Consider the following 16,554-nt stretch of genomic DNA (forward strand, 5'->3'; position numbering starts at 1 on the left):
AACAGGTGTAACCGGAGCAACTGGTTCAACTGGTGCGACGGGAACGATCGGATCAACAGGTGTAACCGGAGCAACTGGTTCAACTGGTGCGACGGGAACGACAGGAGTAACAGGCATCACCGGAGTAACCGGCTCGGTTGGTACGACGGGAAGTACTGGAGTAACAGGTATCACTGGAGCAACCGGCTCGACAGGTACGACGGGAAGTACTGGAGTAACAGGCGTCACCGGAGCAACTGGTTCGACTGGTGCGACAGGAACGACCGGGGTAACAGGCATCACCGGAACGACAGGAGCAACAGGAAGAACTGGGGCTACTGGTATTACAGGAACCACCGGTACAACCGGAGCAACTGGAGCGACGGGGCCATCATCCACAGTTTCCACGAAAGCTATATTATTTGGCGGGGCGAACTCAGGGTTTCAACGAATCTCTGGTTCTCCAGGCGCTGTGTCCAATGAGATACCATATGTTGTGCTCGGCGCAGGTAATGTATCTGGTTTTTCAGGCTCCATCAATGTAAACAATTTATCAGTAGGCTCCTATTTATTTCAGATATGTGCTAACGTAGCTAACAACGCTACCTCACCATCTCCAGGCAACATTATATCAACGATAACGCTTGCAACCACAGCTGTCATAACTGGCTCTATCGTGTTTTCGATCAGTCCAACAGATATTGGTGCACAGCCAGTTTACGTGTATAATCCTACAGTCTCAACGGCACCGGCAACAATCTCATGGACGAGTGTCATCCCTGGAAATACAGTCGTAAGGAATAATGGGGTATCACTTTTTGCTTCTCCCAATATAACTCAAAGTGCAGTATATACGGTTTTCTTCACCACAACTTCATAAAGCCATGCGTATCCCGTCAGGAACATCACGAGAAAGGCAAAGACGAGAGAACTGATCTCCGACTTAGAGAAATTGAATCCTATAGCAGATATGTTGGTGCAACAATAGAAGCCACTGTAATTGAACATTCATTGTTCAGTATAGTGGCTTTATTCGTATACAAGGATTAAGGGCGATCTGGAATTGACCCAAAAATCATCGAATCTGTTAGCATTTCAGTTGGAGCGTGGTTGTCAGTCAATACTTGTGCGTTGGCAAGCAGCTCATCATTCACTTCCTTTAGCCCTTTCTGCCATTGTTCGAGAAGCGGGTGAATGGGACTATTCAGATGTATTTGATTGAGATTATCTGTTCGCAGCGGGCGTATGGATCCGATGATCATGTAGTTGTATTGCCCTGACGACTTCACGATGTACGTGTTGGGAAATACCTGCTTCACTGTCTTCGCCATCGCTAAGAGCAGTGGAGAATCGGGTGTTGTCACGTTCACATTTAAAGCAGTGAACCCATCTGGATTCAGATGCATTCGAAGGGTATCAAAAAATTGCACAGTCGATAAATGAGCAGGAATATAGATTTGCTGCGAGTAGCAGTCGACAACTATGATATCGTATTTCCGATTCGTATTACTAATAAATACACGAGCATCCTGATTCACAATCTGAGCATCTTCAGGCTTCGACCCCATAAATTGATAACTAAGCGCAATAACCTCGGGATCTAGTTCTACACCAGTAACATTCATATTTGGAAATTGTGGCTTCACATACTCAGCCAACAACCGAGGAATCGTACCACCAGCGGAACCCAATACAAGCAGCTGATCCGGCGAGTTGGTCAAATAGGGGAGTACTAAATAATCATTGTAGTAGTCGCCAGTATGCAATCCTGGCTTAGCCCTCCGGATCGATTGAACACCACCGCCCTCGTTGTATACTAAAGAAATATCTCCATTAGAAGCCTCGACGACTCTGACATATTGGTAGAACGTATCCTTGGACCAGAGGACTTTCTCATTTGCGGAAGTAGACACGTTGTCATTGATGAAGAAATAGGAAAGCACAGGAACAAGTAGAAGCAAAACCAACCAACGCTGCTTCGTATGTCGCAGTCCCCAACCGCTAATTACAATCAGAGCAGCAGACCAAATATAAATTGACTCTCTTGCTCCCAACAATGGGATCGTAATCATAGCAGTGCCGAATGTGCCCAATAAACTCCCTAATGTGGAGCACGCATACAGATTGCCAGCTACACGGCCAATGTCCTTCGATTGATCGGATACTAACCGAATTGCAAACGGACTCACCATCGCCAGTAAAAATACAGGGGGAGCAAATACGATTAAAACGGCGAAGAACGAACAGAAAATGATCCAGACGGGTGTATTCATTATGCCATTGGTAAGAAACTGAAATATGAAGCTACCCCATAAGGGCAATAAGGACACAAGGACACCGGACAGTAGTGACAGCATCATTAACAACTTGCCGCTCGGCCAACGATCGGCCCATTTGCCACCAACCCAATATCCGAGAGAGAGTGATAGAAGGATAAGTCCAATAATGTTCGCCCACACAATCATCGAAGTACCGAAGTATGGCGCCAGGAAGCGGGAAGCCGCAATTTCGATCGCCATGACGGAAGCTCCTGTGATGAATACAAATAGATATAGAAAACGGATTGAAAAATGGTTATTCAAGTATTCACACCTCAAATTAGCTAATAGGATCAATGCTTCTGAATCAGTGTTCACACAATTGCACCTGTTCATACTGTCATTCCTCAGTTACCATGTGGGAAATATCTGCGATCCCGTCATCTGATCAATAACTTCATTTACATTTATAACTTGTTTCAAAAAAAGAGTAGCTCTATTGAATTCTATAATCTGGTAGTATTTACGTAGATACGAAAACTAGAACGATAGTGGGGGCGGTTGGAATGTCACGATACAAAATGCCAATTATGATTGTTGCCCTGTTGTTGATTTCAGGCGTACTAGGTAATCATGTGTATCAGACACGAATTACGTATTCACTACATGATTTAGTCATGGATTATGTAAATGAAGCCAAGATCGAATCTATTTTTCTGAAGAAGTTTATGTCAGGGGATAACGAAGGCAATAATTATGCTCACATCACTGATAACAAACAAATTGAGCTCATTATGAGTACACTTCAAGATATTCGGGTTCGAAATGACTTCTCGGCATCCAATTTCCCCGAATACCCAGCCTATTTGCTATCTTTCTATGGAGAAAAGGGTGATTTGGTGTCCTATATCATGTCTGAAGGAGGCGAGATTTTACTTCATGGGTATGCAGACTCAAGCAATAAATCTTTTCGGACTATAGATGACGCCCATCAAAAACAGCTCAAGCTTCTAAATCAATGGTTAGAAGAACAAAGTGGCGGGATGTCATGAAAATACCCTAGAAACGAACTCCGATACCATAATCTTGACTTTAAGGGTTGTCTTAAATATGATAGTTTCATAACTATCAAACAACGTGAAGAGATAATAAACAAGGAGGCTCTCAATGAAGGGTGTAATCGTAAACAAACCAGGTGGACCAGACCAGCTGGAGATAACAGAGTTGCCGAGCCCACAGCCGCAAGCAGGAGAGCTGCTAATCGAAATTCATGCTGCTGCAGTGAACCGAACAGATATTGTCATGCGTGAAGGCAAGGCCGGATATGCGACGAACCCTATTCTAGGGGTAGAAGTTGCTGGAACGGACATCGAAGTCAATGGTGAGAGCACCTATACGGTTGGTGATCGAGTAATGGGTCTAGTAAATGGGGGAGGATATGCCGAATATGCGGTCATGCCAATGGATCGGGCGATCCCGATTCCCGACTCCTTCTCATTTGCTGATGCGGCGGCAATTCCAGAAGTATTCTTAACTGCGTACCAGACGTTATACTGGATTGGCAAGCTACAACAAGGCGAGACTGTGCTTATTCATGCAGGTGCCAGCGGAGTAGGCACAGCGGCGATTCAACTTGCGAAACAGATCAGCAAGGCAACCGTAATTGTAACTGCTGGTTCTGCGGAGAAGCTGGATTTCTGTCGAGAACTGGGTGCTGATGTGCTCATCAATTATAAGGAGCAATCCTTTGACGAAGAGGTGCTTCGGGCTACGAATGGGCAGGGAGCAGATGTAATTCTGGACTTTGTAGGGGCGGATTATTGGGCGAAGAATCTTGCCAGCATTAAGAAGGAAGGTCGTTGGGTACTCATCGGCGTTCTTGGTGGAGTGAAGGTAGAGCAAATGAATTTGTTTGCCTTAATGTCAAAATGTGTTCAGCTGACAGGTACCCTGTTAACGCCGAGAAGTGATGAATACAAGGCGCGGCTTACGCAGGATTTTGCAGCTAATGTTCTGGCCTATTTCGATAACAGCAGCATAAAACCAATTATTGATACCATCTTCCCGCTTGAGAAGGTAAGTGATGCGCACATCCATATGGAAGAGAATCGCAATACAGGGAAAATCATATTGCAAGTGAGATAAATTTCACGTTTACCAAAAAAATAAAAAGTATTAATGAAGACCATGAGCCGCTACTATTATTGTAGCGGTCTTTTTTGGGATGCAGATGGTGTAAGCGATGATCTCGAGATGCCAGCTAGTCAGTCACAAGAATAAAAGGGGGAGTGCAGCTACATCGGATGAAAGTGATATCGTTGTATAAATTTCAAATACGAAGAGAGAAAGGTAGAGAGGCATGAAGAAAAATCAATGGTTGATTCTGCTTGCTTTTTGCATTGGATTGGCAAGTTTTATTCCGTCTGCCGGAGCATCTGAAGCTATAACTCCTCAGCAACGGCTGGCTATTTATTATGGTTGGCCTTCTGTCGTAAACGGTGCGGGTGGAAATGTAACAACTGCAACGAACACCTTTGCTCTGTTTGATATCATCGTGTTTGGAGCAGGGCTTGAAGAAACGACACATGGCGACCATGCGAACACAGTCGCGATTATAAACAATCTAAATGCACTCGGCGGCAAGAAAGTTTTTGGGTACGTGAATTTAGGATGTACTCCGAACCCTGATACAACAGCGATTAAGCAAAAAATCAACAAATGGAGTGGTATGAGCGTATATGGTGTGTTCCTTGACTGCGCAGGATTTGACTACTCTGTAACAAGAACAATCCAGAATGATGTCACTGATTATGCACACGCGAAGGGTCTCAAGGTGTTCATGAACGCCTGGAATCCAGATCAAATTGGAGGAGATCTGAACGAAAATGGAGTTTACCAGCCGACCCATGTCGGAGTTGGTGACTGGTATCTTGCTGAAAGTTGGCTTATATCTTCCAATACGTATTTATCAATCTCTGATTGGTCAGCAAAAGCTGATAAATGTTTGACATATAAAAGAATTAAAGGTATTGAAACGGCCGTTATTGCCACAAATGCGCCGAATAGTGCATTACCAACAGATAATACGACAGATAAATTAAAAATGGCATGGTGGGCCGCGGCCATGTACGGGTTCCCATTCCAATGGAGCGACATCTGGTATTCAGGAGGAAATAATACGCTTAACTATTATGCAAGTCCTGCCAATTACGGCACGTTGTTTACAGGCGATCCAATTCATAATTCAGGCTCTACCAGCAACTATCGCACCACAGACACCGGTACGATTTCTGTGGTAGGCAATGGTTCAAGCGCTGGAACAGGTGCCTTTACACCCAATTAATCTCTTATGATCGCAGACTCTTGACCTGTGGCGAGCTGGAAGTGTGTTTATAGAAAAAGGCGCCTTTTTTAGGCACCTTTTTCTTAACATGTAGACTTCGTATCTGCCGAACAAACAAGCCTCACATCGTTTGTGGCACTGCTGATTCAGCAAATATATGCATCAGATAAACTTCTTTAGTACCCCATATCTTTCAAGATTTTAGATAGCGTACGCAAACGTTCGCCTATCATTTCATCGTCATTGCTCAGCGCTTGGCTGAACAGCTTAATATCCTCATTAATTCGCTCATTGTCCGTACATACCGCCACAGTCATGGCATCTCCTTGTAGGCCAACTCGGTCGATGATAGGCTGCTCGGGATCATAAAGATGCTCATATCGGTAAGCTTCACGAAAATGCTCCAATGAACGACAAATCAGAATAGACAAATCAAGTACACGATGAAGAGGGAGCTCTTCTGACTGTCTGGACCACTTCTCTCCTGTGTATCTCCACACCTTAGCAGAAATATCAATCTTTCCTCTATCGTTCCATTGGGCCAAACCTAACGAGAGGCCTTTGGCATCTGTATCGGGAGCGAGTCGGCCATCAATCTGCTCATAATTTTCTGACACGACAACAGGTTTATGTTTTAACGTAGTAGGTATTTTCATGTTTTGACCCTCTTTTCATTTACTAATTTACTAAATGACTGTTTCATCTTATCTTGAATATCAACGATAGTCAATCTGCCAGGAAATCTGGGTAATATGAGAAAGGGCGGGGAAGCCTCCCCGCCAATTCTTGCAATGAACGCCAACAACTTATTCCTTAGGTGGCTTGTTATATCCTTTGTCTCCATAGGGCTGCAACTTTTCAAGCCATGGCTTTATGATTTGCTTCACTTCCCAGCGGATGTCAGTCACCTTATCGGCTTCCTTCTGCTCCAGCACCTCATAGGTGAAGGCATCAGATCCGAATTCCTTCCAATCTTTCTGCAGCTGAGCATTCGCAAATCTGCCCATGTCCAGCTGCATTTGCAGCGTGAACCATTTATTTTTTAAATTGGGGTAGCTGTCAATGAAGATTTTACCGTTTGTGTTGTTCTTGATCTGGACAACTCCCATGTAAGTCTTGATTTGTTTGTAAGCTTCAATAAGCTCCTTGCGTTTATTCATATCCATGTTGTTTGTCTCCTTTTCAAGTATGAAGAGTGATGTGAATTATTATATATACCGGGCGATAATCCGAACTAATTTAGCGGGCAGCTCATGCAAATTCGTAATATCCAAAAATCTGTCATTCCCGTAGATTGTCTGGATTATGTCCTTATCTTGACCGATAGCAGCTGCAAGGAACCGGACTCCCTTTTGCTCATATTCCTCAATCGTTTGCTGCATGTCATTTATTGCATAATTTCCTGTGTAATCGTCCATTGCTTTGGGCTGTCCGTCACTAATGCTGATGAGCAGCTTGGTTTGTTGAGGTGACACCGCTAACCGTTCCGCCATCATTCGAAGCGCCATTCCATCGCGATTATTACTCCTGGCCTGGATGCTCATAAGCCTGAATCGATCGCTTGGATCTGGCTTCTCAAAGTCAGTGTAAGCAAAGACCGACATTTGCTCCATCCTAGAAACATCAGCCGTATCACCGTAGATGAGTAAAGGTATCTGACAAATCTGACAAAATTCGTAGACTGCTATTACTGCTTGTTTTGCTGCCTCCAATCTGCCAAACGCAGACATTGAAGCGGATTCGTCAATCCTGAGGCCAACCACTAGAGAAGGGGACTCAGATGGAGGGCGTTTTTTGGCAAAATACCGATAATCCCTGTAAGCCACGCTATCTGCCTGAAACTTACTTCCATAGTAACGATTCCTTGTATATTCGGAAGACACCTCGTGTTCCAGAAGTGGGAGTGTTTTTCTGGCAATCTCCCTTACGATTGGCATGAGTCCTCTGCTGAGACGATCGTAATTGTGCTGATCTTCTAGCGTATAGTCTGGTCGGTGAACGATAAGCTTCACCTTTTCATGAATCGTATTAGTCACCATTTCCCTTGCGGCACGATTCAGTTTTTTTCGGAAATCTCGCTCTTTTTTTTTTTCATCCTCAGTCATTGGCGCTGGATTGGCCTGATGATATTGGGGGGAGCCGTCTTCACCCGTATCTGTACTTTTCATATCGCCGTGAGAATCCGCAGATGTTAGTGATGAACGATCCTCACTATCCGCAGATTTTCTAAGTGCTATGCCTTTTTCCTCGGTAAGGCTGTCAGCATCATAATCAAGATCCGAGTCGATATTTCCCCATGTCTTAATTTCTATTGGTTCACCGAATTTTTGTTTTTTTTTACCTGATTCGCAACGTCCTCTAAGCTAGCAAGCACACCATTCTTCTCAAGTGCCTCTTCCAGAATCTTAATTTCTTCGTCATCGGTTGTTATTTTATAGATGACCTTATGATATAGGGATTCTTTGACGGAGGCTCCTCCAGCAACTGCATCTGCCCAGTAGAAAAAGGAACGCATTCCAGCCACGCCTTTGATGGCATTTGCCCGAGCTGTTCGATCCAAAATGATAATAACATCTGCTAACATGCTCAGCACCTTTTCATCCTGATAGCTTGTTTTGGATATCGCGCGTTCTATCATGACCTCTTTGCCGGGCAGATCCATCTTTTCCGAGTGTTGAACCCTGTCGCGCAGTGCTTCATTTAATGGCCTTGCCCCTGCATAACTGCGATTTGTTGTAATGACTGCGATGAAGTCCGAATGCCTGTGTATGATCTCGGTAGGGAGGTTCATGCTTCCATCCAGCTCCAGAGCAGAGTTTAACGCCATCAATACCGCCGCATCTCGAATCACGTTTGGTTCTTGAATTTCCAGAAGATATCCTTTTTGATACGCTCTAACGATTTCAGATGGGTAAAATCGGTACTCAACCGCTTCGCCCTCGGTGTATTCTGCTGCACGATTTAGCATCTGCTTCATTTGTAAGGCGGCCTGTTCCTGTGTAATCTGTAGCGCATTCATAAGCACTTCAGTAATGTGATGCAAACTATCGCTATCATAGATTGCTTGCCAAATGCGTTGCTCCTCAGGCTCCAGCTTCTCAAATTGCTCAGAAGGAATGACGGGCAATATAGCGCCGATAATATCTGATTTATCCATATCGGCAAAGCAGGTTATTTTCGTATACGGCAATCTGAAATTCGCAGACAATGCTTTGGCAAGTTGAGTTTTACCGGAACCGGCATCGCCTTCTAACAGAATATTAGCAATTTTCATTTCCCCGCGATTCCAATTGCGTTTTACTTCTTTACATATTCGCTGTTCTTCTTCGCTGACCTGATGGGAGGAAGGCTTTTTCCAAATCAGCCTGTTCTCTTCATCCGTCAGTTGTCTTGCAGGGGACAAGACATAGTTTTCATGTACATTCATTTCATGATTCTCCTATCTATCATGATGCAGATTTTCGTTTATCGTTTGTTTTTTTTCAATCAGGAGTGGGGAGAGCAAAAGGGTTCCCACAATAATCAAAACACCGCTCAACAGATATACAGTGAGAAGTGAAAACATTTCCTTCAAATAACCGGATAAAAACATGCCCATGACCATCATGCCCATAAAAACTGGCGTGATCACACCGGATACTCGGCCCATAAATGCACTTTCCGTATTGCGTACAATAAGCGTCTGAATGCCGCCATGAATACAAGGGTAAAACAAGCCGCTAATCACTAAGAGAACAACAGTCAGCCAAATCAGACTAGACGCACCAATACCCATCGTACAAACGGCGGCGACAAGCAAGCCGATCATAAGCAGCAACTGTGGCTTTACTTTTTTGGCGATCCCCATAATGGCAATTCCGCCTACGAACATGGCTGCTCCGTTGGCCATCACAAACCACTGCAAATCTTGTTTGTTCAATCCCAATTTCTCGATGACAAGGAAGATTTGAAGCGGTTGAGTCAGACCTGACGCTATTCCGACAGCTGCGAAGGTCATGCAAAGTGTGCGTAACGATTGATTCGCCCCAATATAGCGCAGCCCGGCCGTAAGCTCCTTGAAGAAGCTGCGAGCATCGGTCGATTTCGGTTCTTCCTTATCGCGAGGGAGTGTGTACAATATGAACGAAGCTCCCAGGAAGAAAACACCCGTCAAAATTAGAGATACGTTAATTCCAAATTGAATAAATAAAAACGTGCCGATGATAGGTCCCAATACCGTGAAGATGGCAACAAGCGTTTGAAACATCGCCATCACGCCTTGCAGTTGTTCACCTGGCACATGCCGCTTGAATAGTTTCATGGCCGAAGGCTGGGAAAACTGGGACAGACTGGCCGAAATAAATGATCCGATGAGGAGGGCAATCCATCCGTTATTCAAAACGGCAATCAACACAGCTACAACGGACAAGGCAGACAGCAGATCACTCCATACCATCGTTCGCTTCGGCTTCCATCGGTCGGCAAAGGTTCCGCCAATGAGTCCGAATAGGAAAATCGGAGCAAATTCCGCGACTGAAATCAGCGATACATAAATCGGATTATTGTTCGTTAATTCGGTAACATACAGCAGAACCGCATAATTCCGGATCCAAATTCCGAGTTGCAGCAGCACCCGGGAGAGAATCACGGTTCGAACATATCGATTGGACAACATCGTCAATACCCAATATCCTTTAAGATTTTTGATAAATTGCGAAGGCGCTCGCTGATCATTTCATCATTGTCACTCAGCGCTTGACTGAACAGCTTAATGTCCTCATTGATTAGCTCATTTTCCGTATCAATTGCCACGGTCATGGCGTCTCCTTGCAGGCCAATCCGGTCGATGACAGGTTCCTGCGCGTCATATAAATGCTCATACCGGTATGCTTCATGAAAATGAGCTACAGAGAGGCAAATCAAAATGGACAAGTCAAGCACACGATGAAGGGGAAGTTCCTCCGAATTCTGCGACCATTTCTCTCCCGTATGTCTCCATACCTTGGCGGAAATATCGACCTTGCCGCTGCCATTCCACTGAGCCAATCCCAGGGAAAGACCTTTCACATCAGTGCTTCTGGCGAAGGGGCCATCAACTTGCTCATAATTATTCGACACGACAACAGGCTTGTGTTTTAACGTAGTAGGTATTTTCATTTTCTCCCTCTTTTCAATTTTGTATTTACTAAATTACTAATTTACTAAATTACTGCTTCAGTTTATATTGGATCTCATCAGGAGTCAATCTTTTTTGAAGCCCGTTTTTTAAATCCCTGGTTAAAACTGTCTGGTTAGAACGAAAAAGAGGGGGGATGATCGTTATGATTATCGTGTTAAGTGAGTATCGATGGAGAATAGGGGAGAAAACGTATGTATGGCATATCAACTGTGAACGGAGAAATTCTAGATGTGTGAAACTGAAAAAACAAAAGAGCTGTTAAGCAAGTAGATTACTACCGCCCGACAGCTCGTTGTTAAGAACGTCTGAGTTATGTATTTGTCAATACCTTATCTCATGTATAATGCCTCAAATTCCTCTTTGGTCATACCGAAATACACCTCGTCGTGGTACTTCCCATTGGTGTAAATCATGCTGCGCAGTCTGCCTTCCTGGATGAAACCAAGCTTGCGATGCAGGTTCATAGAAGCTTCGTTGAAGGAATAAATGCAAACGGTTGCTTTTTGATATCTCAGCTCGAAGAAATAATGCTTCAAAACGGTTAGGATCATATCACTGGCGTAGCCCTTGCCCCGATAAGCAGGGAATACAGATATTGCGTAATCGAAGGTTCCATTTTTGAAGTCAGTGCCATCAATCTCAATGGTACCGACGACGTCTCCCTTATTGGCATCCTCGGCGATCCAGTAGAAATCATGGCTATTTTCCGAAGCTCCCTGCGAGATTTCTTCGATCCATTCTTCCAATTGCGCTTGTGTCCGTGGAAATGCAATCGAGTCCATATTTTGCAGTATGCTGTCATCCAAACTGTCGAAAATGATGATATCCTCTGCAACAGGTGCACGAAACCGAATACGCTTGCCTTTCCAATATGAAATCTCCATTCATAAATTACCTCATTTCGATTAGATGGAATAGAATAAGTAGGTATATTATCTTCTTGTTTTTCGGTTTATCTTCTTTTTCTCCTTTACTAATTTCATTTTATAGAAACGCATATCTTTCTTTTTTTGGAGCACTTCACTGCATGCGTATGCCTTTTTTAATAGGTTTAAGTAACAAGCGTTCGTGCGGCTGATCATCCACTTCCCATTTTCATAGCAGAGGAGCGCAGTAGTCATTTTCTGCTCTTTGTTCAAGCCAAGACAGATATCAAACCAGGCTTCACACATCGATCTACCCAGTCCGGTTTCCTGCCAACTATCAAATTGGGATAGGAGTTGTTCCCATAGCTGCGCGGTCTCATAAGCCTCAGCATAATCGTTATTCATCACGCGCAGTTCAGTAATATCAAGGAGTGCAGAAGCCTTATCTCTTGGGTCATTAATAGAATCTAGTTCCTTTTGTTTATAATAGATGGCCTTCTCATAATTTCCGATTTCTTTGGCACGATAATATAAGGTTGTGGTGCTAGCTTCAGTGTCCTGTTCAAGAATGGCAAACAGTCGTGCTGCCTCTTCAGCATCCTTAAAATCGATTGCCCGAGACAACAGACTATCTGTAGATTCTTTATCGATGCTGTCTGGGAACCATAGGGCCATTCTTTGCATAAATGATTCGATATCTTGCTCTGTATAGAGGGATCTCAAATTATCCTTGCGTTCGTAAAGGTAGCTGTTCGATTCCGTAAGACCAACTTCCTCTATGTATGTACACGTTTGTTCCACTCCAGCTGAGAAGATAAATTCGTCAAAATATCCACAATACGTATCGAAATTTGCGGATTTAGCTTTCTCAAATATCCATACATTTTCAAGCTTGCGGAATTTGGCCAGCAAATAAGAGAGGAGCAGCAGGGAATCCCCGTATCCTTGGAACGAATCATGGGTACGACTCTCCACTTCATTCTCCATCAAATATCGAATGAAATCATAATCCTCCTCTCTCCAATCATACTGAAGCGCAATCGCTGCCGCATATCGTTTCCAATAGTTTGCGTCAGAATCCTCATATTCGAACTCTTTCCATAGCGCCTTGGAATTTTTGAATGCCTCAATATTTCGCATAATTTCTTTGGTCTCCAACAAGCAACCCTCCATTATCATTCTGATTGTAAACGATGAATGATATCTATATCACTCTGAGTTCCACTTCTATATCTATCCTATATCTTAACAAAAATTAAGGCGAAGCTTAACGTCTGAATCAGGACAGATGTTGCTGAGATTGATAACGTTATAGGCAGCTTATCTGTAATCGTAATAAAGAAGTAGTTCAGAAAAGGAGAGATTCGTATGAAATACACGACATTAAAGAAAACTTCCATCCAAATATCGGAGATTGGATTCGGAACAAATGCAGTAGGTGGGCATAACAATTACACCAATGTAAATGAAGATATTGGGAAACAAACGGTTCGAGAAGCCATTGAGCAGGGAATTACGTTACTGGATACAGCAGATGCCTATGGGTTCGGGCGTTCGGAACAATTAATTGGGGAAGTTGTACAAGATTGCCGGAACAATCTCATACTAGCAACCAAGGGGGGAATCGAGAAGCTCGAAGACGGCAGCATACGTTTCAATAATCATCCCCACTATCTAAGACGTGCTGTAGAAGCAAGCATGAAACGGCTTCAGACGGATTATATCGATATATATTATATTCACTTTATCGATGAGCTCATTCCGCTAAGTGAATCAATCGGCGAACTTACTCGTCTGAAAGAGGAGGGAAAGATCCGTGCAATCGGTATTTCCAATGCGAGGGTTGATCAAGTGAAAGAAGCGAATGCAACGAATGCAATCAGTGTATTGCAAAGCCCATACCATATGCTCGATCGTTCTGCAGAACAGGAACTACTTCCGTACTGTCTTGAGCACGATATTTCGTTTATTCCTTATGGGCCTCTTGCGTTCGGAATATTGGGTGGGAAATACAAACCTGATATGACACTGGATGATGGGGATTGGCGAAAGGACTTAGAACTGTTCCAGCCCGATGTGTTCACGCAGCATCTTGCCCGCGTAGAAAAATTGAAGGCAATCGCAAGTGAACAGCAGCTTGCGCTGCCGAATCTCGCACTTGCTTGGCTGCTGCAGCAGCCAGGCGTGGATGCGGTCATTCCTGGCGGGAAGCGAGTAGAACAGATTCATGACAATGCAGCGGCGAGCGGCATTCAGCTTCCTGCGTCAACATGGAATCAAATCAAACTCGTTCTCGAAGGATAACGGATTATATATAGGAACAAGCCCTGCCAATCATGTTGGAGGGCTTGTATTTGTATATTGGATTCACAATTTACATTGCTTCTCTCCCTATATACAATAGAACCGGACGCTTCTATGCGAACAAGGCAATGACGAAGAGAGGGAAGCGATATGGAATTATCCGTGTATACGAACAACCAATTTTTCTTTACATATGTCAGACATCTATTCGACGACAGAATGAAGCTGACTCATATTAAGGACTGCCACCAATTCCGTGAAGCAATTGCCCAGGCAACCACCCGCAGCATATTCTTATTAGATTCGAATCAAATCGAGGATGACACTTGCTTCACCCGCATGATGACAGAGACTAAGGTGCCTATCATGATCGTGAATCCAGATGAGAAGGACACCTTGAAGAAGATCATGATGTGGGAACAATCCATATCTGGAATGCTGGGTGTAGACATCGTGGAGGAGCCGATCACGGGGAGTCAAGCGAAAGAGATTGATGGAGCAGTTATGCTGGGTGATAAGCACACTCTATTTCACATCGGAAATCACTCCATACAGAAGCAGGGAGAAGAACAGGTCTTATCGACTCTGGAATTCAAGCTGCTCTATCATTTGGTACATCAAGACGAACAACCAATATCAGCGCAGGAGCTTGCGGATCAGTTGGATACCTCCGAGGGTGTACTCTACATTTACATCAAGAAAGTTCGCGAAAAAATTGAAGCAGACCCAAGTCATCCGACCATTCTGCAGCATCTTAGAGGCAGAGGATATGTACTTCACCAATCCAGAGAAGCATGAAGAATGGTATACGATAACAGGCCCCTGACGAATCAGGGGCTCCTGTCTACGCTACCTTAAAATAGATAGCAAATTACGATTTCAACAGCCAGAGAGCTGGAACATTTGGCGGCTCCCATCCCACAAGAGACGTATGAGCAACAAGCGCCGCATAGGTTTTACCGTTATAAGTTACGAGCGCGCCAGCCGCATAGGAGGTATTGGCTGCCCACGGTGTGGCCGTTGGGGCAGGCGCTGTTGTGACGCTTACAGCATTGCTGCTCGGCGACACATTGCCGGCGGCATCATAAGCAATGACCGTGAATGTGTAAGCGGTATTCGCCGTAAGCTCGGTCACCGTATGCGTCACCCCATTTGTGGTAGCCACCAAGGTCGATCCGCTATAAACACGGTATCCAGCCACGCCCACATTGTCCGTTGATGCTGTCCAAGACAGCTTCACACTCGTAGCAGTAATATTCGAAGCGGTTAATTGGGATGGGGCAGTTGGCGGCTCCGTATCCGGCTGCGGTGCTGACGTCTTGAAGGATACGGCGTTACTGTTAGTGGATTCATTGCCTGCGGCATCGACGGCCCGCACCGTATACGTATAGGTTGTATTCGGCGTTAGTCCCGTTAGCGCGTATGCTAAAGTGCTTCCATTCGTTGATCCAACGAGTGTGGAATCTTTATAAATGTTATACCCCGTTACGCCTACGTTGTCGGTGGAAGCATTCCAAGATAATTTGGCGGTATACGCCGTAACGTTCGATACGGCAAGATTCGATGGTGCCGTAGGCGGGGTCGGATCGACAGGGGAACCGCCGCCAAAGTCCACATCGATGACATTATAGAACGCGTTTGCGGTGTCTGCAATTTCCCACACGGCAAGGATTACTTGGTATCCCGTCCGGCTTGGAACCTTGCACGTGTCGGAGTAAGAATGCGGAGGCTGCTTGCCTTTATAATCCACGTTGCAGAACGGAGTCAAGTCGAAGGAGGCGCGGCTAAGCGGCGCATTCGGATTCCAATCCTGCTTCGTAATATAATATTTCCAGCTAGTTGTAGCGTGGTTAGCTTCAATCGTCCAATGGAACGTAGTCGTTCCCGGGGTAATGTTCACCTTGCTCCAGCGCGTTGCCGATTGTTGATCAAGCTCTGGAAATGCACCGTTAGCACTGGCGATTTTGCCATCAGCCGGCCCTGCGGCTGGAAACCCCTTATATGCTTCCAAGCTTTGCGGTTCATAAATGATAAATCCGCAGTTCTTGTTCACCTTCTTCGCGCACAGATCAGCTCGGCTGCTGGGAGAGTCAATGTAACCGTGCGCCAATACAGTCCCCGAGAACAAGAGCGTGACAACGAACATCGCGAGCATGATTCCACCTGTAACCAACCATTTGCGCATTCCTGCGTTCCATGTACACGTTACTGTCAAAATCATATTCCTCCTTCAAATGAGCATAATTTTACATCTAGTGTCAGAACACAGAAAAATGTATACGCTTTAACTATGAGGATGATGAGAAGAAAATTTTTTAAATGTGATCGAAACTCCCTTCGAATCAAGTGCAGCCTCATTCTTTGGCTGTTCTAAATCGAGATCCATCCAATATGGAAGCTTGTCCGATCGCTTCATTGACAGTTTCGGACATTGAAGGTAAGATGCAGGAAGATGAATATGTCCTCGTTAGGTGAGGCTCCTATACGAATACAGGCCACTGCCCGGAAACATCGAGAGATGCCAATGGGTAGAACAGGGATTGCCGGATTAAGGCTTTTCATAATGTGGCTAAGAAGCGGCAAGCTTCTTTACGTTGTATAGTGCCAAAACTGTACCAGGGGGAATGAAGCTTATTTGAATTATGC

15 protein-coding genes, 1 pseudogene and 1 riboswitch are annotated in these 16,554 nt (G+C 44.6%); of the genes and pseudogenes, 6 read left to right on the forward strand and 10 right to left on the reverse strand.

All coding sequences use genetic code 11. The features are described from left to right. Positions 1-859, forward strand: a pseudogene (locus tag BP95_RS34275) (collagen-like triple helix repeat-containing protein); the annotation flags it as partial. Between the two features lie 166 nt (positions 860-1,025). Here BP95_RS34275 and BP95_RS0116115 read toward each other — a convergent pair. Continuing rightward, positions 1,026-2,498, reverse strand: coding sequence for a fused MFS/spermidine synthase (locus tag BP95_RS0116115; protein ID WP_028532721.1), 1,473 nt, complete (start codon positions 2,496-2,498; stop codon positions 1,026-1,028). 305 nt (positions 2,499-2,803) lie between these two features. On the opposite strand from BP95_RS0116115, the gene BP95_RS0116120 reads away from it, so the two are divergent. From BP95_RS0116120 to BP95_RS0116130, 3 genes are all read left to right on the forward strand, one after another. Next, entirely contained in the window at positions 2,804-3,289 is a 486-nt protein-coding gene (locus tag BP95_RS0116120; RefSeq protein ID WP_021252434.1) for a hypothetical protein, read from the forward strand. Between the two features lie 115 nt (positions 3,290-3,404). Continuing rightward, positions 3,405-4,382, forward strand: a complete 978-nt coding sequence (locus BP95_RS0116125) for an NAD(P)H-quinone oxidoreductase (protein WP_028532722.1) — start codon at positions 3,405-3,407, stop codon at positions 4,380-4,382. A 214-nt stretch (positions 4,383-4,596) separates the two neighbouring features. Then, positions 4,597-5,580 carry a hypothetical protein gene (locus BP95_RS0116130; RefSeq protein WP_028532723.1) on the forward strand — a complete coding sequence of 328 codons (984 nt, stop codon included), beginning with the start codon at positions 4,597-4,599 and terminating at the stop codon, positions 5,578-5,580. A 176-nt stretch (positions 5,581-5,756) separates the two neighbouring features. Here the strand turns inward: BP95_RS0116130 and BP95_RS0116135 are convergent, their stop codons facing one another. The 8 genes from BP95_RS0116135 to BP95_RS0116175 all read right to left on the reverse strand — a co-directional run bounded on the left by BP95_RS0116135 (position 5,757) and on the right by BP95_RS0116175 (position 12,762). Continuing rightward, the gene (locus BP95_RS0116135; protein WP_021252431.1) at positions 5,757-6,236 is read right to left on the reverse strand and encodes a DUF6530 family protein; all 480 of its coding nucleotides are present in this window, start codon (positions 6,234-6,236) and stop codon (positions 5,757-5,759) included. 150 nt (positions 6,237-6,386) lie between these two features. Next, the gene (locus BP95_RS0116145) at positions 6,387-6,746 is read right to left on the reverse strand and encodes a GIY-YIG nuclease family protein (RefSeq protein WP_028532724.1); all 360 of its coding nucleotides are present in this window, start codon (positions 6,744-6,746) and stop codon (positions 6,387-6,389) included. 42 nt (positions 6,747-6,788) lie between these two features. Then, complete coding sequence (locus tag BP95_RS0116150) at positions 6,789-7,748, reverse strand: vWA domain-containing protein (RefSeq protein ID WP_231515128.1); 960 nt, start codon at positions 7,746-7,748, stop codon at positions 6,789-6,791. A gap of 140 nt (positions 7,749-7,888) precedes the next feature. After that, positions 7,889-9,007, reverse strand: a complete 1,119-nt coding sequence (locus BP95_RS0116155) for an AAA family ATPase (RefSeq protein ID WP_028532726.1) — start codon at positions 9,005-9,007, stop codon at positions 7,889-7,891. 12 nt (positions 9,008-9,019) lie between these two features. After that, positions 9,020-10,234: an MFS transporter gene (locus BP95_RS0116160; protein ID WP_028532727.1), complete on the reverse strand. Its 1,215-nt coding sequence runs from the start codon at positions 10,232-10,234 to the stop codon at positions 9,020-9,022. Positions 10,235-10,236: 2 nt separating this feature from the next. Beyond that, entirely contained in the window at positions 10,237-10,716 is a 480-nt protein-coding gene (locus tag BP95_RS0116165) for a DUF6530 family protein (RefSeq protein WP_028532728.1), read from the reverse strand. A gap of 351 nt (positions 10,717-11,067) precedes the next feature. Then, positions 11,068-11,622, reverse strand: a complete 555-nt coding sequence (locus BP95_RS0116170; RefSeq protein WP_021252427.1) for a GNAT family N-acetyltransferase — start codon at positions 11,620-11,622, stop codon at positions 11,068-11,070. A 48-nt stretch (positions 11,623-11,670) separates the two neighbouring features. Further along, positions 11,671-12,762 carry a hypothetical protein gene (locus BP95_RS0116175; protein WP_021252426.1) on the reverse strand — a complete coding sequence of 364 codons (1,092 nt, stop codon included), beginning with the start codon at positions 12,760-12,762 and terminating at the stop codon, positions 11,671-11,673. Between the two features lie 210 nt (positions 12,763-12,972). Here BP95_RS0116175 and BP95_RS0116180 point away from each other — a divergent pair, with 210 nt between their 5' ends. Together BP95_RS0116180 and BP95_RS32005 are read left to right on the forward strand one after the other, a co-directional pair. Then, positions 12,973-13,908, forward strand: a complete 936-nt coding sequence (locus BP95_RS0116180; protein WP_021252425.1) for an aldo/keto reductase — start codon at positions 12,973-12,975, stop codon at positions 13,906-13,908. Between the two features lie 150 nt (positions 13,909-14,058). After that, a complete protein-coding gene (locus tag BP95_RS32005; RefSeq protein ID WP_021252424.1) occupies positions 14,059-14,706 on the forward strand; it encodes a winged helix-turn-helix domain-containing protein in 648 nt (215 codons plus the stop codon). Positions 14,707-14,779: 73 nt separating this feature from the next. On the opposite strand, the gene BP95_RS0116190 is transcribed toward BP95_RS32005, so the two are convergent. Beyond that, entirely contained in the window at positions 14,780-16,129 is a 1,350-nt protein-coding gene (locus tag BP95_RS0116190) for a lytic polysaccharide monooxygenase (RefSeq protein WP_442952333.1), read from the reverse strand. 235 nt (positions 16,130-16,364) lie between these two features. After that, positions 16,365-16,537, forward strand: a riboswitch (M-box (ykoK) riboswitch). Positions 16,538-16,554 lie beyond the last annotated feature (17 nt).

It is taken from the genome of Paenibacillus sp. UNC217MF (assembly GCF_000686865.1).
Lineage (GTDB): Bacteria > Bacillota > Bacilli > Paenibacillales > Paenibacillaceae > Paenibacillus_B > Paenibacillus_B suaedae.